Raw genomic sequence first — 17,643 nt, 5'->3', positions numbered from 1 at the left:
TATGGATTTCGAACCTTTTGTTTACCCTGATGCCAAGCTTATTGCGGGTGTTGATGAAGTAGGGCGAGGCCCGCTAGTGGGTGCAGTTGTGACTGCGGCTGTTATTCTGGATCCTAACAATCCTATTGAAGGGCTGACGGATTCAAAAAAGCTGACCGAAAAGAAACGCGAAGCGCTGTTTGAGATAATCAAAGAAAAAGCGTTAGCCTGGTCACTTGGACGCGCCGAGCCAGAAGAAATTGATGACATGAATATTCTCGCGGCCACCATGCTAGCCATGGAGCGTGCTGTCGCAGGTTTGTCGATTCAACCTGATTTTGTTTTGATTGATGGTAACCGCGTACCAGCGGGATTAACCATGAAAGGTGAAGCGGTCGTCAAAGGGGATTTACGTGTGGCTGAAATCAGCGCCGCCTCGATTCTCGCCAAAGTTGTGCGCGACCGCGAAATGGAAGTGCTGGATGCCCAGCATCCGCAATATGGTTTCGCAAAGCACAAAGGTTATCCAACCAAGGTGCATTTTGAAGCGCTTGAAGCGCACGGCGCTATCGCTGAGCACCGTAAGAGCTTTAAGCCTGTCAAGAAAGCGCTAGGCATTGCATAATGCGTAAAGGGGAGTTGAGCTCCCCTTTATCATCCTATCTAAACATAAATCAGTCACGTACGAGTACTATGTCAGACCCACGTTTTATCCACCTTCGTGTTCACAGTGATTACTCCATGGTCGACGGCCTGGGTAAAGTGCCTCCTTTGGTTAAAAAAGTTGGCGAGCTTGGTATGCCAGCGATGGCATTGACCGATTTCACGAACCTATGCGGACTGGTGAAGTTCTACAACACCGCCCAAAGCAACGGTGTGAAACCTATTATTGGTGCTGACTTTAAAGTGCAGTCTGACGCGTTTGGTGACGACCTTTGTCAACTGACGGTACTGGCTGCCGACAACGCGGGCTACAAGAACCTCACGTTATTGATATCAAAAGCCTATCTTCGTGGTCATGTTCAGCATCAACCGGTGATCGATCTTGAATGGTTGGTGGAGCTCAATGAAGGATTGATCATATTGTCAGGTGGTCGACGAGGTGATCTTGGTAAAGCACTGCTGAAAGGCAATATGGCACTCGCCAAACAATGTGCGGCGTTTTACCAGACTCACTTTCCTGATGCATATTATATAGAATTGATCCGCACAGGCCGTCCTGACGAAGAAGCGTACCTGCATTTTGCACTAGATTTTGCCTCCGAGCATGATCTGCCCGTGGTGGCGACCAACGAAGTGTGTTTTCAGTCATCAGATCTGTTTGATGCCCATGAAATTCGTGTCGCGATCCATGATGGCTTTACCCTTGAAGATCCGCGTCGGCCAAAGAATTACAGCCCACAACAATACCTTCGTACTGAAGAGGAAATGTGTGAGTTATTCCAAGATATTCCAGAAGCACTCGTCAACACCGTAGAAATCGCCAAGCGTTGCAACGTGACAGTGCGTTTGAATGAATACTTCTTACCAAACTTCCCCACCGAAGGGTTGGAGATTGGTGAATTCTTGGTGAAGAAGTCTCAGGAAGGCTTGGAAGATCGTCTTGAGTTCTTGTTTCCCGATCCGCAAGAGCGCGCGAACCGCCGTCCAGAATATGACGAGCGATTAGATATCGAGCTCAAGGTGATCAACCAAATGGGTTTCCCTGGCTACTTCCTCATCGTGATGGAGTTTATCCAGTGGTCGAAAGACAATGATATCCCCGTTGGTCCTGGGCGAGGGTCGGGTGCAGGTTCATTGGTGGCCTATGCACTGAAAATTACCGATCTCGATCCGCTGGAATTCGATCTTCTGTTCGAACGCTTTCTTAACCCTGAACGTGTCTCCATGCCCGATTTCGATATCGACTTTTGTATGGATAAACGCGACAAGGTGATTGATCACGTCGCGGAAATATATGGTCGTGATGCGGTATCACAGATCATTACGTTTGGTACGATGGCGGCCAAAGCGGTTATCCGAGATGTTGGTCGTGTGCTTGGTCATCCTTACGGATTTGTTGATCGTATCTCAAAGATGGTGCCGCCAGATCCAGGTATGACATTGGCGAAAGCGTTTGATGTCGAACCTCAACTGGGCGAGATTTATGAAGCGGATGAAGAAGTTCGTGAGCTGATTGATACGTGTCGAATTCTCGAAGGGTGTACGCGAAACGCGGGTAAACACGCTGGTGGTGTGGTTATCTCTCCGACTACCATCACAGACTTCGCTCCGCTATATTGTGACAGTGAAGGCAACTTCCCGGTTACGCAGTTTGATAAGAATGACGTAGAAACCGCAGGACTCGTTAAGTTCGACTTCTTGGGGTTGCGCACGCTAACCATCATTGATTGGGCGTTGAAGATGATTAACCCTCGTCTTCAAGCTGAGGGGCAAGACCCTATTCGCATTGAAGCAATCCCAATGGATGATTTTGCGTCATTTAAGCTACTACAAAATTCAGAAACCACCGCGGTATTCCAGTTAGAATCCCGAGGCATGAAAGATCTGATCAAGCGTCTGCAACCGGATTGCTTTGAAGACATGATCGCATTGGTGGCATTGTTCCGCCCAGGCCCGCTTCAATCAGGCATGGTAGATAACTTTATTGACCGTAAGCGCGGCCGTGAGGTGGTTTCTTACCCTGACGAAAAATGGCAGCACGAGTCATTAAAAGAAATTCTTGAGCCAACCTACGGCATCATTCTTTACCAAGAACAGGTCATGCAAATTGCGCAGGTGCTATCGGGTTATACCCTTGGTGGCGCTGACATGCTTCGTCGCGCCATGGGTAAGAAAAAGCCTGAAGAGATGGCCAAGCAGCGTGCAACGTTTGAAGAAGGTGCGGTGAAGAACGGCATCGACGGTGAGTTGGCGATAAAGATCTTCGACCTAGTGGAAAAATTCGCAGGTTACGGTTTTAACAAATCGCACTCTGCCGCCTATGCACTCGTGTCCTACCAAACGCTTTGGTTGAAAACGCATTATCCCGCTGAATTCATGGCGGCAGTAATGACCGCGGATATGGATAACACAGATAAAATCGTCGGTTTGGTGGAAGAGTGTCGTCGCATGAAGTTGACGATGCTGCCGCCCGATGTGAATGCTGGCCTATATCGTTTTAATGTGAATGATAAAGGCGAAATCGTATACGGTATTGGTGCGATTAAAGGCGCGGGTGAGACGCCGATTGAAAACATTATTGAAGCGCGTGAAAAAGGTGGCTATTTCCGCGACCTTTTTGATTTTTGTGCGCGAGTTGATACGAAAAAAGTCAATAAACGTGTTATTGAAAAATTGATTCAGGCGGGTGCACTTGACCGATTAGGTCCTCACCGTGCAGCCATGATGGCGTCGTTAGACGGGGCTATCAAAGCGGCAAGCCAACATCGTCAAGCCGAGGCATTTGGTCAGGCAGATATGTTTGGTGTGTTGACCGATGCGCCAGAAGAAGTTGAACACAAATATGCGAATGTTCCGCATTGGCCTGAGAAAGTGTGGCTGGAAGGCGAACGTGAAACATTAGGTTTATATCTAACCGGTCATCCTATCAACAGCTACGTTAAAGAGCTTAAGCATTACATAACTTGGCGACTAGAAGATGCGCACGCGACAAAACGCGATGTGGTATCAACGATAGCGGGTCTCGTGATTGCAGCTCGAGTCATGACAACGAAGCGTGGAACGCGTATTGGCATTTTGACGCTCGACGATAGATCTGGGCGTATGGAAGTGATGCTATTCTCAGATGTATTAGAAAAGTACTTGGATTTTATCGAAAAAGACCGAATTTTGGTCATATCGGGACAGGTCAGCTTTGATGACTTCAACGGTGGCCTTAAAATGTCGGCACGAGAAGTGCTTGATCTCTCTCAAGCGCGTGAAAAGTACCTACGCAGTCTTGCTATATCCGTGACTGATAGGCAAATTGATAACAAATTTTTTGAACGATTTAGCGAAATCCTAGAACCTTATCGTGCAGGCACTGTACCTGTGAATCTTTATTACCAGCGTGACGATGCGCGTGCGAAATTGGTCTTAGGAACAGAATGGCGGATCACGCCAGATGATAAGCTGATCGATGATTTAAAAACGCTGCTCGGCGACAAACAGGTCGAGTTGGAATTTGACTGATACGTTTGCCCTGTCGTGTACGACGGGGCAACTTAATTACCTGAACAGGATTCTTTCTCTATGAGTCTTAATTTCCTTGAATTTGAACAGCCGATTGCTGAATTGGAAGCAAAAATTGAAGCCCTGCGTGTAGTGTCCAAACGCGGTGACGATCCTGAGGCTGTCAATCTTGATAAAGAAATCGAGCAATTGGAGACAAAAAGCGCTGAATTGACGAAAAAAATCTTCAGTGACTTAGGTGCTTGGCAAGTGGCGCAATTGGCGCGTCATCCACGTCGTCCCTACACCTTGGATTACGCCGATCTGATTTTTACCGAGTTCGAAGAGTTGGCGGGCGATCGTGCTTATGCTGATGACAAAGCAATCGTAGGTGGCATGGCACGTATTGATGGTCGCCCTGTGATGATTATTGGTCATCAAAAAGGCCGTGAAACACGTGAAAAAGTGATTCGTAACTTTGGCATGCCCAAGCCGGAAGGCTACCGCAAGGCGCTGCGTTTGATGAAGATGGCTGAGCGTTTCAAAATGCCTATCATTACCTTCATTGATACCGCGGGTGCATATCCAGGTGTTGGTGCGGAAGAGCGTGGCCAATCAGAAGCGATTGCTCGTAATCTCAAAGAAATGGCTGGCCTTAGCGTGCCAGTGATTTGCAACGTAGTTGGTGAAGGTGGCTCGGGTGGTGCACTTGCTATCGGTGTGGGCGATTTTGTCAATATGCTGCAATATTCAACCTATTCAGTGATTTCACCTGAAGGTTGTGCTTCAATCTTGTGGCGTGATTCAAACAAAGCACCACAAGCGGCAGAAGCCATGGGCATGACTGCACCGCGTCTGCAAGAGCTGGGTCTGATTGACAATATCATTGAAGAACCCATGGGCGGTGCTCATCGAGATTTTGGCTTTACCGCAGGCAACATCAAAGCCCTGCTGTTGAAGCAATTGGACGAGCTTGAGCCATTGGATGCGGATGCTCTGAAAGAGCGTCGCTACCAGCGTCTACTGAGCTACGGCTACTGCTGATTGCCGTTTGCGAAAGCGAATATTAAGACGAGAATACTAAAAAGGGCCGAATGGCCCTTTTTTTCATTCCAATGCTATTATGACGGCAATTCAATGTCTTTGAGGCACTTATGCTGTTCTCCCTGTTTGAAAATATCCTTGATACTTATACCCCCACTCCTCGACAAATTGTTTTGGCCTTCAGTGGTGGTGTAGATTCGCGTGTCATGCTCGATTTACTCTCAACTTATCGTGATATCCATCCTCAACATCGTTACCTTGTGATTCACGTACATCATGGCCTCAGTGGAAAAGCAGATGCTTGGCTAACACAATGCAGCGAGTGGGCAGCAGAGGCAGGGTTCGATTTCAAGGGGTTGCGCGTTGACATCGATAAGCAGGGAGAAAGCCTGGAGAAAGCCGCCAGAGAGGCGCGATATTTGGCTATTTCATCAGCCGTCGAATCAGAGGCATTAGTGTTAACAGGGCAGCATGCAGACGATCAGGCCGAAACTTTCTTATTGGCGTTGAAGCGTGGCAGTGGGCCAGCTGGATTAGCTGCGATGCCAGAAATTAGACCACTTGGGCAGGCGCATTTATTACGACCACTGTTGACTGTCATGCGCCAAGATATTGAAACCTACGCTAATCAACAGGGTTTGGCGTGGATAGACGACGAAAGCAATCTGGATTGTCGTTTTGATCGTAATTTTATTCGTCAAGCATGGCTTCCTGAGGCGAGAAGAAGATGGCCGGGATTTGTAAAGGCCATAAACCGAACATCTAAACTGTGTGCTGAGCAAGAGGCATTGCTCGATGAGTTGCTGTCAGAGCACGACGCGCGTATCGAGCAACCCGATGGCGGGGTCGCGCTGACTTTGTTGGGGGCGTACTCAGCGAGAATGCAAGCATCATTGGTACGACGTTGGTTTAAGAAAGCGGCTGGTGTAAGTGTTTCGCAAGGGCAACTCAACCAGATATTCATGTCAGTGATTGAGGCTGCTGAAGATGCAAACCCGCTTGTGCAGGTTGGGTGTTGGCAGATAAGACGTTTTCACCAAAGTTTGTATTGCGTGAAAAATGCTGAAGATGTTTCTGATTGGGTGCACTATCTGACGCTCAATGTGTTAGTTAAGTTGCCTGATCATATTGGTGAATTGCTGCTGGCTGAAAGTGCTGACATAAAGGGGTTGATGCTTCGTCGACCTAATGGGAATGAAGCCGTCACCGTCAGTTTTAATCCCGAGGGTTTATCCGCTCACCCCGTTGGACGACAGGGCAAGCGAAAGTTAAAAAAGCTGTTTCAGGAATATGGTGTGCCCACATGGCAACGCAGAAGAACGCCATTGATTTTTTATGGCGATCAGATAGCGGCAGTCGCTGATATGTTTGTCTGTGAAGGATTCGACGGGCAGGAGTGTGAGCTTGTCTGGCACAAACACAATCCATACAGTGCGTGAATGGCGTTCACGTGTAAGAATTTATGCAAACTGGAAAATAATAAAGCGAGGAAGCGATGAAAAAATTATTACCTTTAGGTTTGGTTACTCTTATGCTGGCGGCACCCTCTTTTGCTGCTGGTGATGCGGAAGCCGGTAAGGCGAAGGCTGTGATTTGCGCGGCGTGTCATGGTGCAAATGGTATTGCAATGATTCCCGGTTACCCAAATCTGGCAGGTCAAAACGCGCAGTATATTGTGACAGCCTTAAAGGCTTATAAGAACGGAGAGCGCACTGGTGGGCAAGCTGCTGTCATGGCGCCACAAGCGAACATGCTGAGCGATGCAGACATGGAAAATCTTGCTGCCTATTTCTCTCAAATGAAATAACTGCGTCCGATTTGTTGAAAAGCCACAGCTCTGTGCTGTGGCTTTTTTATTTGTATGGATTCACCTCGCAAGTTTTTTATGTGGTTAGATTGTTTTTTGTTCGATCGAATTTGCTGCTATTGCTATAAAAATCAGATTTTACTATTGTACTAGCTCACTGATACATTGTGCGAGGGTAAAGCAATGGCTGCAGGACGTGAGCATTTCAGCTCAAGGATAGGATTTGTGCTTGCTGCGGCAGGTGCCGCTGTTGGATTGGGTAATATTTGGGGCTTTCCTACGCAAGCGGCAAGCAATGGCGGCGGTGCATTTCTGCTGGTTTATCTTTTGATGATTTTAGTCGTGGCATATCCGATGCTGGTTGTTGAAATGGCGATTGGTCGCCATGGTCAAGCAAACCCCATCGACAGTATGCGTAAGCTTGGGCGTTCACCACTTTCGAAAACATTAGGTGGCAGCGTTGGATTGATTGGCTTAATGGTTCCTTGTCTGGTACTTGCCTTTTATAGCATCGTGGGTGGCTGGTTAGTATCGTTCCTACTGGCTGCAGGCGCAGACATTGTCGGCCTGAATGATGTTTCTCTCTGGTTAAAAGGTTTCTCTGTTGAGCGAAATTTATTCGGTGCGGCTATTTTCTACCTTCTTACTATCTTGATTGTTCAGGCTGGTGTGAAAGATGGCATCGAAAAATGGTCAACCCGACTGATGCCAGCTTTGTTTGTTCTTTTTGGCATATTATTTGTCTACGTCATGACATTGCCGGGAGCAACCCAAGGGCTTGCGCATTATCTCATTCCTGACTTTTCAAAGGTCATGGATCGGGATCTGATATTGGCCGCGATGGGACAAGGTTTCTTTTCGCTAACGATCGGAGGTTGCTCCATGTTGATTTATGGATCTTATCTAAGCCGAAAAGAAAATCTTCCCAAAATGGCACTTAACGTGACATTGGTGGACACCGCTGTCGCGGTTATCGCAGGCTTAGTTATTCTTCCTGCGATGTTTGCTGCCATGCAACAAGAGGTTGAGATTTACGATGCTAATGGCGCGCTACTGAGTTCATCCACACTGGTTTTTGATGTCTTACCAATGCTGTTTGAAGGGTTGGGAGCGGGTGGTGCATTCATTGCGTTAATCTTCTTTGTATTGATGACAATTGCAGCGCTAACCTCGTCCATTTCCATGTTGGAATGCCCTGTATCCTTGATGAATGAGCGTTTGGGGACGAAGCGTTCTGTCGCAAGCTGGTTACTTGGTGGGCTAATTGCCCTGTTTAGTGTCGTTATTGTGTTTAACTTTGGCAGCATGTTTGGCCTAGTTGCGACAATTGCCACTCAGTACTTTCAGCCAATCGCGGCTTTGCTGTTCTGTCTTTACGGTGGTTGGGTTTGGACCCGTATTGAGAAGCTTAAAGAGTTGCGTCAGGGCTATGACAACATCGAAGAGGGGCTGTTTTGGAAAATCTGGCCAGCCTATGTCAAATTTGTCTGTCCAGCGCTGGTCATTGCGGTGATTTGGATGTCATTGGCGTAACAATGTCATGAAGAAATGTAATTAATCAATGAAAACAAAAACGGAAGCTGAGGCTTCCGTTTTTCGTTAGTTCACTATCATTCTGGCTTAGCGAAACTGATTCTGATCGGGCATATATTCAAACCCTGCACTCGCCAGTTTTACCTGTAACGCCGCCGCATCGATCTCAAAGTACTTCACTAACTCATTCAGTGACGAGAATTCATCGCGTAGCTTCATGTTCACAATACTCATCAGCATTACCGTGTCCATGGTTTCAAATTTCTTTAAATCCATCAGGCATCCCTATGGTCGCTGATCAGCAAATTGGCTGCGGCAAATGCAGCTTGTTCGCGGGTTTCTTTAGGTAGGGATTCATCTGATGCGATGGCATTCAGTGTTTTTACTGCGCAGGTGATTGCTTTGGGAATATACCCTTGGTCACCACTGCCAATTTCCGCATAACGTTGGCGGATCAAATCACAACAATCGTAGACTTTCATTGCTACTCCTTGGAAAGACTCTGACTGAAATATACCGTAAAAAAGTGATGCGATGGAGCCTTAATCGAAGAAAGAGGGGGGGATGTTATCGACGACGATTGGCTTTGTTGCGGTACATGCTGCGATCCGCTCGCTCAAACATAGAAGTGACATTATCGCCTTGACGATATGCTGAGCAACCGACAGAACTGGAAATAGAATGCGCAGTAAGAAGGGAGTCATTGGAAAGCAGCATTTTGAGACGATCGTTAACCAGTTGCGCTGATTCACGCGTAGCGGGTGTAAGCAATACCGCGAATTCATCTCCGCCGAGGCGATAGCAGCGATCGGATGCTCGAATGGCTTCTTTTAATAACAATGAAAAGCGACGCAGTACTTTGTCTCCATCTAGGTGACCATAGGTGTCGTTAACCTGTTTAAAGTTATCCATGTCAAAAATCATTAAGATCAAACCGTGATTCTTACGCTCTGTTAAGGCGAGAGATTGACGGAGGTCTTGCTCAAAGCTGGTTCGATTGTTTAGGCCTGTGAGGCTATCAAGCATCGCGAGATTTCTAACACGACAGTACTCAATGGCATTGCTTAAAGGGCCAGCAAGAAGGCGATGGTAGGTATGAATAAGACTGATTTCATCGTCATCAAGTTGATAGGGCGTACTGTATTGCAGCATTCCTAACGGAGACTGCGCAAATTTTATCGAGAACGTTTGTCGATGATCAGAAGAGCCGCCACGTCTAACAATATGAGAGATGTCGTCGTGCTCCCATATCAGACGATGAATGTCGATTTGCTTTTCCAGTTCTCTGGTGAACACTTCAAACAATTTTTCTATCTCAAGTCGACCTTGAAGTTTCTGCAGCACCATTAGGCGCTGATCCGCCCCGAGAGGAACTCGGCGAGACTGTATTGCTGCTTTTTTGAGTTGTTCCAGTTGCGTACTCATCGAAACTGCCTCAGAAACTAATAACCATGACCGTTCATGCATTCATCAATAGAAGCAAAAAGCGTTCCAGATTATCGGTGCGCAACTGCTTGTCTTATTTAATATGATTAGTCACTTGATAGAAAGCTCACTAAATCGGATCGACGATTTTGAGCATCTTGATATCCCATGTCAATTAAGTGGTTGATATATTTCGGTTCAAATAACAGATAGCTGGTAATTGCCGCATCCTCAGAAGGGCTAATGCCTAGAACTCTCATCAAACTACGTACAGCTAAAGGCATATGACAATAATATCTTTCAACCAAAGGCTCAAAGGGCGAGGAAGGGGAGAGATGGAGGGCATCTACTTGCCGCAGCGCCAAATTTTCGGCTTTGTTTTTATCCACTGCCGCGACAAGATTGTTCATGCGTTCAAGGTGCTCAAGGTCAGCGGACAGGGTATCGGCAAATATTGCATCCATTAAGTGCCCACCAAGCATAGCGAGTCCAGGCGCAGGTGAGAGACTACTGTGCGTGGTTGGCGATTTCGGTGCTAGGTCAATAATAAGCACCTTCTCAGCCCCCATTTTTAGTGCGGGTCGCAGCGGCGCGATTTGGTGAACTGATCCATCACCATAAAAGCTGTGACCAATTTTTGATGCGGGAAACACGATAGGAATGGCAGATGATGCAAGCAGGTGCTCGGTGGTGATTTGGCTTTTTATGCCTATTGCACGAGAGCGACTCCAAACGGGAATGTCTGCATGTCCTTGGTAGAAGGTGACAGACTTACTGGTGTGATAATTTGATGCTGTTACCGCCAAGCCATGTAGGTACCCATTGAGTATTTGATGCTCAATCTTACTGAAATTCAACACGTTATTAAGAAGGTTACGCAGTGGACGGTTATCAAGCAACCCAAAAGGCGGTGCACAGTGGTAACGCGCTTGTGCTCGCGCAAACCCCTGCCGGCCCAAATGCATTAGCATGCCCTGAAAAGAGCTTTGAAAGACATGCTTGGTGTGCAGATGCGACCAAAGCCAAGACAATTTTTTGACGCCGAGTCGGAAACATGACGTATGGCATGCAAGTGATGTGGCATTGAGTGCACCTGCTGATGTCCCGCAATAAATGGTGAAGGGGCTGGCATGAACGCGAGGGTACCACTCTGAAATTGCTTTAATGACGCCCACTTGATAGGCGGCACGCGCACCACCGCCGCTTAATAAAAGTGCGATTTTCTTCTGCGGAATTTTTGGTGGTGTTTTGGGGGCCATAGTGCGAGCGCTCGGTTTTTTGTCATTAATTTTGAGTATGACCTAGAAATCGAGTCTTTGATTCATACTCAATTTAACCTAGGCATTTTTAAGTAACTTTCTGAATTGATTGTGATCAAGTGCTAAAACCGACAGCATCAAAAATCATTGCCATCGAGTAAAGAGAACGGCAAATGCTATATTTCTGTTCACTTTTCTTTTGTTCGGCGAAATCATGACTCCTCACTTAACCGCATTAATTGCTGATGATGACAAAGCAACGGCCAAATTGGTTGACGTATTGCTGCAAAAATGGGGAATTGAGACTGTCGTTGCCCATGATGGTTTAGAAGCGCTGGAAGTGATGATGCGAGCGGTTCCACCGTCCTTGCTTCTTCTTGATTGGGAAATGCCGGGCTACAGTGGCATTGAGCTGTGCGAAAAAATCCGACAAATTGATACGTCTAACCCTCCCTACATCATTCTTTGTACAGCGAGAGATAGTGCTGAGCACATCGTACAAGGATTGAATAAGGGGGCGAATGACTACGTTTCTAAGCCGTTTAATACCCAAGTGTTAAAAGCCAGAGTGGATGTTGGTCTGCGCACGCTTGAGCTACAAGCACGACTGGTGGATGCCATGAGTCGGTTAGATCATCTTGCTAGTTTTGATGAGTTAACGGGGTTACTTAATCGCCGCGTGTTGTTTGATCGAATACGCGAAGATTTTTCTCGTGCGCATCGTGCTAAAGAGAACCTGTGCTTTGCGGTGTGCGATATTGATTGGTTCAAGCGCATCAATGATAAACATGGCCACCCAGCGGGGGATGCCATTTTGCACCGCCTCGGTGAACTGTTGACGCAGGAGCTGCGACCTTATGACAGGCTTGGTCGTATTGGTGGTGAAGAGTTTCTACTTTTGTTTTCAGTAGAAGACGAGATCAATGCATGGAAAGTGCTTGAGCGAATCAGGCGTGCTATTGAATGCTGTGATTTTGTCTATGAAGGTAAGAAAATCTCGGTAACCATGAGTTTTGGTGCGACATTTATTGAGGCCGGAGAGGAAGTTGCCAGGGTAGAAGCATATTTTAAAAGGGCAGATGAAGCACTCTATCGTTCTAAGGAAACGGGTAGGAATCACGTTACTTTTTCAGAAAATATCGTGTAAAAAGAGCTGATAAAAAAAGCGCCTCCGATTAGGAAGCGCTTATCGAGCAAGTTTACTAAATGGAAGTGTGCTTAAGCTAATTTAGCTTTGATGTACTCAACCATGTTTTCCATGTCGACCGGAAGTTTTTCGCCATCACGACGATGTTTGTATTCAAACACACCGTTATCCATGCTGCGCTCACCGATAATGATAGTGTGCGGAACACCCATCAATTCCATATCAGAGAACATTACACCAGGGCGTTCTTTACGATCGTCAAACAGCACTTCAATGCCTGCCGCTTTCAGGTCTGCATATAATTTCTCTGCCGCTTCTTTAACGCGCTCAGACTTGTGCATATTCATTGGCACAATAGCGACGGTAAATGGCGCAATTGCGTCTGGCCAGATAATGCCATTGTCATCGTGGTTTTGCTCGATGGCCGCCGCAACAACACGAGAAACACCGATGCCATAGCAGCCCATTTCTAGAATCACGTTTTTGCCGTCAGTGCCCAATACGCCGCAGTTCATCTTTTCTGAGTAGTTAGTACCCAATTGGAAAATATGACCAACTTCAATGCCGCGTTTAAGTAAAATGGTGCCTTGACCACAAGGGCTTGGATCGCCTTCAACAACATTGCGAATATCAGCCACTTCGCCAAGTTCTACATCACGGCCCCAATTAATGCCGAAGTAGTGTTTATCATCGATGTTTGCACCGGCGCCAAAATCACTCATCGCTGCCACAGTGCGGTCAACAATGAATGGAACCGTCAGGTTCACTGGACCTAGCGAGCCAGGGCCTGCATTGACGACAGCACGAATTTCTTCTTCTGTGGCAAATTCAAGAGGGGCTGCAATTTGAGCCAATTTTTCGGCTTTGAGTTCGTTCAGTTCATGATCACCACGAACGAGCAAGGCTACGATATCTGCGTCAACGGCATCAGAGGCTTTGACAAACAGCGTTTTAACGGTTTTCTCGATTGGCAGATTAAACTGCTCAACCAACTGTGCGATGGTTTTCGCATCAGGCGTATCAACTAATGTCATTTCCTGAGTTGGCGTAGCTTGCTCACCAGCAGGCGCCACGGCCTCTGCCATTTCAACGTTGGCTGCATATTCAGATTCCGTTGAGAATGCGATGGTGTCTTCGCCGCTGTTCGCCAGTACATGGAACTCGTGTGACGCAGAACCACCAATTGCACCGGTATCGGCCAGCACTGGACGGTAATCCAAGCCCATACGATCGAATGCAGCGCAGTAAGCAACATGCATCGCTTCGTATGACTTCTCTAAACCTTCTTTATCAATGTCGAAGCTGTATGCATCCATCATTGAGAATTCACGTGCACGCATCACACCAAAACGCGGACGTACTTCGTCGCGGAATTTGGTTTGAATCTGATACAGATTCAATGGCAGTTGCTTGTAAGAATTCACTTCGTTACGAACAAGGCTGGTGATCACTTCTTCTGCCGTCGGGCTCAGAACAAACGGACGCTCGTGACGGTCAGTGAAGCGCAGAAGCTCAGGTCCCATCTTTTCGGAACGACCTGTTTCTTCCCAAAGCTCAAAGGGCTGAACAACAGGCATCAGAGTTTCAATCGCGCCTGCGTTATTGATTTCTTGACGAACGATGTTTTCAACCTTTTGAAGAACGCGCAGACCGGTTGGCAGCCAGGTGTATAGGCCTGAAGCCAGTTTGCGGATCATTCCGGCGCGTAGCATCAGCTGGTGGCTGATCACTTCTGCGTCATTTGGCGTTTCCTTCAATGTAGAAAGAAGGTATTTACTGGTACGCATCTAAGCTATCCGTTTATCTATTTACAATATGAAAGGTATAAGGGCGTCATATTACCAGTGAGAACCTTAATCACCAAAGGCTTCTATGGTAGTCACTGTGATTAGCCGTTCTTCGACGAAAAACTTCACGTTTAGGTCAAAGAGGTGGACTGCATATTCCTTATCATCTTTTTTCCCTTTCTTATAAGCCGGGCGGGGATCTTGCGCCAGCACCTCACGAATCACCTGCGTTTTATGTTCGGCATCTTTTTGTTTAGTCAATTGGGTTTGTGCTAGATCGGTAAAAGCAACGTTTAGGGTGTCGGGTATTTCTGCGGCGTATCCGCCTTGTGCTTCAGTGATGGAATCGGAATAAGGAATATAAGGTTTGATGTCTATAACGGGTGTGCCATCAACAAGGTCACAGCTACCGATATCAATAATGACCTGATTGCCTGCTTTTCGTATTCCTTTTATCGAAACTACTGACATACCAATCCCATTGGGGCGAAAGGTCGCACGGCTGGCGAAAACGCCCACTCGTTCATTGCCGCCAAGGCGCGGTGGGCGAACTGTTGGCGTCCAGCCTTTCGCTAAATTTTGGTCGAATAAAAAAAGGACCCATATATGTGAAAATTGCTCGAGTCCGCGAACGGCATCTTCTTGATTCGCGTCTCCGCACAGTGCAATAAATGCCGTTGCACTCGGTGCTAGCCCAGGTTGGCGAGGTACAGCGAACTTTTCTTTGAAAGGGGACTGAATGTGACCCACAGGCGTAAGTGAGTAATTCATAGTATTTATCTCTGATTCTTTTAATGCAGACTTTATCATAGTTAGCTTAGGCAGCGGCGAGACAATAGATGATGAGCGAATTGCGTGTCATAATCGCCCGCTAAGCATATATAGAGGGCAGAGCATTGGCCAAACCAGCGGTATTTATTGATAGAGACGGCGTGATTAATGTTGATCATGGTTACATCAGCAAGGTCGATGACTTTGAGTATATTGACGGTGTTTTTGAAGCATGCCGAGCGTTCAAAGAAATGGGTTACTTGCTCGTATTGGTAACAAATCAATCTGGCATCGCTCGTGGTTACTACAGCGAAGATGATTTTATCTCTCTGACCGAATGGATGGATTGGAACTTTGAGGACCAAGGTGTCGAATTCGATGGAATCTATTATTGCCCGCACCATCCTGAACATGGTGATGATAAGTACAAAAAAGACTGCGATTGCAGAAAACCAAAGCCTGGTATGTTTTTAACCGCGCAAGAGTACCTTGGCATCGATATGGCTAAGTCGGTCATGATTGGTGATAAAGCGGATGATATGAAAGCCGCAAGTGCTGCAGGGGTGGAAACCAAAATTCTTGTACGCACCGGAAAGCAAGTCACCGAAGACGCTGAGGCTTTAGCAACAGTCGTATTGGATAGCGTTGCCGATGTGCCGGCTTATTTGAAAGCACGGTAGCGATACCGAAAAGAATTTAGAATACAGTATTCTTATTTAAAACAGCCCATTTGGGCTGTTTTTATATCACTTTGATGAAGTTTTGAACGGTTGGGGCTTTTTTTAGAGAAAAAGCGTTTTTTTCACTAAAAAGGTATTGCCAATACAAAATCTCTCCCTATAATGCGCTCCCTGTTGGCACGGCAAATTTTGCAGCTAACATGAGGAAAGCAAAAGTGCTTGACTCAAAAAAGGAGTTGAGTTTAAATCTCTCTCCGCTCAGCAAGCCTGAGCAAGCTCTTTAACAATTTGACCTATACAATCTGTGTGGGCACTCGTATTTGATAGACATAAGATTTATCAATGAACTGAGTGACCCAATCGAATTGGAAATCAGCCTTGAGCTGTTTTGATTTCACTTTTTCAAAAGTGGAAACCAATAAGAAACACAGTCAATGCAGATTTGCCTTAGGGCAAAAAAGTAATTCAGTATTCATTGAGCGTCACTTTCGAGTGACAACAAAATTCTAATTGAAGAGTTTGATCATGGCTCAGATTGAACGCTGGCGGCAGGCCTAACACATGCAAGTCGAGCGGTAACATTTCAAAAGCTTGCTTTTGAAGATGACGAGCGGCGGACGGGTGAGTAATGGCTGGGAACCTGCCCTGACGTGGGGGATAACAGTTGGAAACGACTGCTAATACCGCATGATGTCTACGGACCAAAGAGGGGGATCTTCGGACCTCTCGCGTCGGGATGGGCCCAGTTGGGATTAGCTAGTTGGTGAGGTAATGGCTCACCAAGGCGACGATCCCTAGCTGGTTTGAGAGGATGATCAGCCACACTGGAACTGAGACACGGTCCAGACTCCTACGGGAGGCAGCAGTGGGGAATATTGCACAATGGGCGCAAGCCTGATGCAGCCATGCCGCGTGTGTGAAGAAGGCCTTCGGGTTGTAAAGCACTTTCAGCAGTGAGGAAGGTTAGTACGTTAATAGCGTATTAATTTGACGTTAGCTGCAGAAGAAGCACCGGCTAACTCCGTGCCAGCAGCCGCGGTAATACGGAGGGTGCGAGCGTTAATCGGAATTACTGGGCGTAAAGCGCATGCAGGCGGTTTGTTAAGCAAGATGTGAAAGCCCCGGGCTCAACCTGGGAACCGCATTTTGAACTGGCAGGCTAGAGTCTTGTAGAGGGGGGTAGAATTTCAGGTGTAGCGGTGAAATGCGTAGAGATCTGAAGGAATACCGGTGGCGAAGGCGGCCCCCTGGACAAAGACTGACGCTCAGATGCGAAAGCGTGGGGAGCAAACAGGATTAGATACCCTGGTAGTCCACGCTGTAAACGATGTCTACTTGGAGGTTGTGACCTAGAGTCGTGGCTTTCGGAGCTAACGCGTTAAGTAGACCGCCTGGGGAGTACGGTCGCAAGATTAAAACTCAAATGAATTGACGGGGGCCCGCACAAGCGGTGGAGCATGTGGTTTAATTCGATGCAACGCGAAGAACCTTACCTACTCTTGACATCCACAGAAGAGACCAGAGATGGACTTGTGCCTTCGGGAACTGTGAGACAGGTGCTGCATGGCTGTCGTCAGCTCGTGTTGTGAAATGTTGGGTTAAGTCCCGCAACGAGCGCAACCCTTATCCTTGTTTGCCAGCACGTCATGGTGGGAACTCCAGGGAGACTGCCGGTGATAAACCGGAGGAAGGTGGGGACGACGTCAAGTCATCATGGCCCTTACGAGTAGGGCTACACACGTGCTACAATGGCGTATACAGAGGGCAGCGAGGCCGCGAGGTGGAGCGAATCCCAGAAAGTACGTCGTAGTCCGGATCGGAGTCTGCAACTCGACTCCGTGAAGTCGGAATCGCTAGTAATCGTGGATCAGAATGCCACGGTGAATACGTTCCCGGGCCTTGTACACACCGCCCGTCACACCATGGGAGTGGGCTGCACCAGAAGTAGATAGCTTAACCTTCGGGAGGGCGTTTACCACGGTGTGGTTCATGACTGGGGTGAAGTCGTAACAAGGTAGCCCTAGGGGAACCTGGGGCTGGATCACCTCCTTAACGATAC

General features: G+C 47.3%; 14 protein-coding genes and 1 rRNA gene. 9 read left to right on the top strand and 6 right to left on the bottom strand.

Going from position 1 to position 17,643, the window contains the following annotated elements:
* Window position 1 precedes the first annotated feature (1 nt).
* The 6 genes from rnhB to AB8599_RS12145 all read left to right on the top strand — a co-directional run bounded on the left by rnhB (window position 2) and on the right by AB8599_RS12145 (window position 8,515).
* Window positions 2-604 carry a ribonuclease HII gene (gene rnhB / locus AB8599_RS12170; RefSeq protein ID WP_407331181.1) on the top strand — a complete coding sequence of 201 codons (603 nt, stop codon included), beginning with the start codon at window positions 2-4 and terminating at the stop codon, window positions 602-604.
* Window positions 605-672: 68 nt separating this feature from the next.
* A complete protein-coding gene (gene dnaE / locus AB8599_RS12165) occupies window positions 673-4,152 on the top strand; it encodes a DNA polymerase III subunit alpha (RefSeq protein WP_407331180.1) in 3,480 nt (1,159 codons plus the stop codon).
* A gap of 60 nt (window positions 4,153-4,212) precedes the next feature.
* Window positions 4,213-5,175, top strand: a complete 963-nt coding sequence (accA, locus tag AB8599_RS12160) for an acetyl-CoA carboxylase carboxyl transferase subunit alpha (RefSeq protein ID WP_407331179.1) — start codon at window positions 4,213-4,215, stop codon at window positions 5,173-5,175.
* 110 nt (window positions 5,176-5,285) lie between these two features.
* On the top strand, window positions 5,286-6,614 hold the full coding sequence (gene tilS / locus AB8599_RS12155) for a tRNA lysidine(34) synthetase TilS (protein WP_407331178.1): 1,329 nt from the start codon (window positions 5,286-5,288) through the stop codon (window positions 6,612-6,614).
* Between the two features lie 56 nt (window positions 6,615-6,670).
* The gene (locus AB8599_RS12150) at window positions 6,671-6,982 is read left to right on the top strand and encodes a c-type cytochrome (protein WP_407331177.1); all 312 of its coding nucleotides are present in this window, start codon (window positions 6,671-6,673) and stop codon (window positions 6,980-6,982) included.
* A 183-nt stretch (window positions 6,983-7,165) separates the two neighbouring features.
* Window positions 7,166-8,515: a sodium-dependent transporter gene (locus tag AB8599_RS12145; protein ID WP_407331176.1), complete on the top strand. Its 1,350-nt coding sequence runs from the start codon at window positions 7,166-7,168 to the stop codon at window positions 8,513-8,515.
* Window positions 8,516-8,602: 87 nt separating this feature from the next.
* Here the strand turns inward: AB8599_RS12145 and AB8599_RS12140 are convergent, their stop codons facing one another.
* From AB8599_RS12140 to AB8599_RS12125, 4 genes are all read right to left on the bottom strand, one after another.
* Window positions 8,603-8,791 carry a DUF4250 domain-containing protein gene (locus AB8599_RS12140; RefSeq protein WP_407331175.1) on the bottom strand — a complete coding sequence of 63 codons (189 nt, stop codon included), beginning with the start codon at window positions 8,789-8,791 and terminating at the stop codon, window positions 8,603-8,605.
* A complete protein-coding gene (locus AB8599_RS12135) occupies window positions 8,791-8,997 on the bottom strand; it encodes a YaeP family protein (RefSeq protein ID WP_407331174.1) in 207 nt (68 codons plus the stop codon). The genes AB8599_RS12140 and AB8599_RS12135 overlap by 1 nt, the downstream gene beginning before the upstream one ends.
* An 85-nt stretch (window positions 8,998-9,082) precedes the next feature.
* A complete protein-coding gene (locus tag AB8599_RS12130) occupies window positions 9,083-9,940 on the bottom strand; it encodes a GGDEF domain-containing protein (RefSeq protein WP_407331173.1) in 858 nt (285 codons plus the stop codon).
* A gap of 107 nt (window positions 9,941-10,047) precedes the next feature.
* Complete coding sequence (locus tag AB8599_RS12125) at window positions 10,048-11,199, bottom strand: patatin-like phospholipase family protein (protein ID WP_407331172.1); 1,152 nt, start codon at window positions 11,197-11,199, stop codon at window positions 10,048-10,050.
* A gap of 214 nt (window positions 11,200-11,413) precedes the next feature.
* Between AB8599_RS12125 and AB8599_RS12120 the strand changes: the two genes are divergently transcribed.
* Window positions 11,414-12,346: a diguanylate cyclase gene (locus AB8599_RS12120; RefSeq protein ID WP_407331171.1), complete on the top strand. Its 933-nt coding sequence runs from the start codon at window positions 11,414-11,416 to the stop codon at window positions 12,344-12,346.
* Window positions 12,347-12,417: 71 nt separating this feature from the next.
* Here the strand turns inward: AB8599_RS12120 and AB8599_RS12115 are convergent, their stop codons facing one another.
* Both AB8599_RS12115 and tsaA read right to left on the bottom strand, forming a co-directional pair.
* Window positions 12,418-14,133 carry a proline--tRNA ligase gene (locus AB8599_RS12115; protein ID WP_407331170.1) on the bottom strand — a complete coding sequence of 572 codons (1,716 nt, stop codon included), beginning with the start codon at window positions 14,131-14,133 and terminating at the stop codon, window positions 12,418-12,420.
* Between the two features lie 66 nt (window positions 14,134-14,199).
* Window positions 14,200-14,904: a tRNA (N6-threonylcarbamoyladenosine(37)-N6)-methyltransferase TrmO gene (gene tsaA / locus AB8599_RS12110; RefSeq protein WP_407331169.1), complete on the bottom strand. Its 705-nt coding sequence runs from the start codon at window positions 14,902-14,904 to the stop codon at window positions 14,200-14,202.
* A gap of 125 nt (window positions 14,905-15,029) precedes the next feature.
* On the opposite strand from tsaA, the gene gmhB reads away from it, so the two are divergent.
* Together gmhB and AB8599_RS12100 are read left to right on the top strand one after the other, a co-directional pair.
* The gene (gmhB, locus tag AB8599_RS12105; protein WP_407331168.1) at window positions 15,030-15,584 is read left to right on the top strand and encodes a D-glycero-beta-D-manno-heptose 1,7-bisphosphate 7-phosphatase; all 555 of its coding nucleotides are present in this window, start codon (window positions 15,030-15,032) and stop codon (window positions 15,582-15,584) included.
* 507 nt (window positions 15,585-16,091) lie between these two features.
* A 16S ribosomal RNA gene (locus AB8599_RS12100) occupies window positions 16,092-17,636 on the top strand.
* Window positions 17,637-17,643: the final 7 nt, after the last annotated feature.

It is taken from the genome of Enterovibrio litoreus (assembly GCF_045679545.1).
In the GTDB taxonomy this organism is placed as follows: domain Bacteria; phylum Pseudomonadota; class Gammaproteobacteria; order Enterobacterales; family Vibrionaceae; genus Enterovibrio.
This window is presented reverse-complemented; position numbering and strand designations above follow the sequence as displayed.

What these genes read in the sequence shown, in the direction of transcription:
- rnhB (WP_407331181.1), top strand. Translation starts at nt 2, where the DNA reads ATGGATTTCGAACCTTTTGTTTACCCTGATGCCAAGCTTATTGCGGGT.
- dnaE (WP_407331180.1), top strand. Translation starts at nt 673, where the DNA reads ATGTCAGACCCACGTTTTATCCACCTTCGTGTTCACAGTGATTACTCC.
- accA (WP_407331179.1), top strand. Translation starts at nt 4,213, where the DNA reads ATGAGTCTTAATTTCCTTGAATTTGAACAGCCGATTGCTGAATTGGAA.
- tilS (WP_407331178.1), top strand. Translation starts at nt 5,286, where the DNA reads ATGCTGTTCTCCCTGTTTGAAAATATCCTTGATACTTATACCCCCACT.
- AB8599_RS12150 (WP_407331177.1), top strand. Translation starts at nt 6,671, where the DNA reads ATGAAAAAATTATTACCTTTAGGTTTGGTTACTCTTATGCTGGCGGCA.
- AB8599_RS12145 (WP_407331176.1), top strand. Translation starts at nt 7,166, where the DNA reads ATGGCTGCAGGACGTGAGCATTTCAGCTCAAGGATAGGATTTGTGCTT.
- AB8599_RS12140 (WP_407331175.1), bottom strand. Translation starts at nt 8,791, where the DNA reads ATGGATTTAAAGAAATTTGAAACCATGGACACGGTAATGCTGATGAGT.
- AB8599_RS12135 (WP_407331174.1), bottom strand. Translation starts at nt 8,997, where the DNA reads ATGAAAGTCTACGATTGTTGTGATTTGATCCGCCAACGTTATGCGGAA.
- AB8599_RS12130 (WP_407331173.1), bottom strand. Translation starts at nt 9,940, where the DNA reads ATGAGTACGCAACTGGAACAACTCAAAAAAGCAGCAATACAGTCTCGC.
- AB8599_RS12125 (WP_407331172.1), bottom strand. Translation starts at nt 11,199, where the DNA reads ATGGCCCCCAAAACACCACCAAAAATTCCGCAGAAGAAAATCGCACTT.
- AB8599_RS12120 (WP_407331171.1), top strand. Translation starts at nt 11,414, where the DNA reads ATGACTCCTCACTTAACCGCATTAATTGCTGATGATGACAAAGCAACG.
- AB8599_RS12115 (WP_407331170.1), bottom strand. Translation starts at nt 14,133, where the DNA reads ATGCGTACCAGTAAATACCTTCTTTCTACATTGAAGGAAACGCCAAAT.
- tsaA (WP_407331169.1), bottom strand. Translation starts at nt 14,904, where the DNA reads ATGAATTACTCACTTACGCCTGTGGGTCACATTCAGTCCCCTTTCAAA.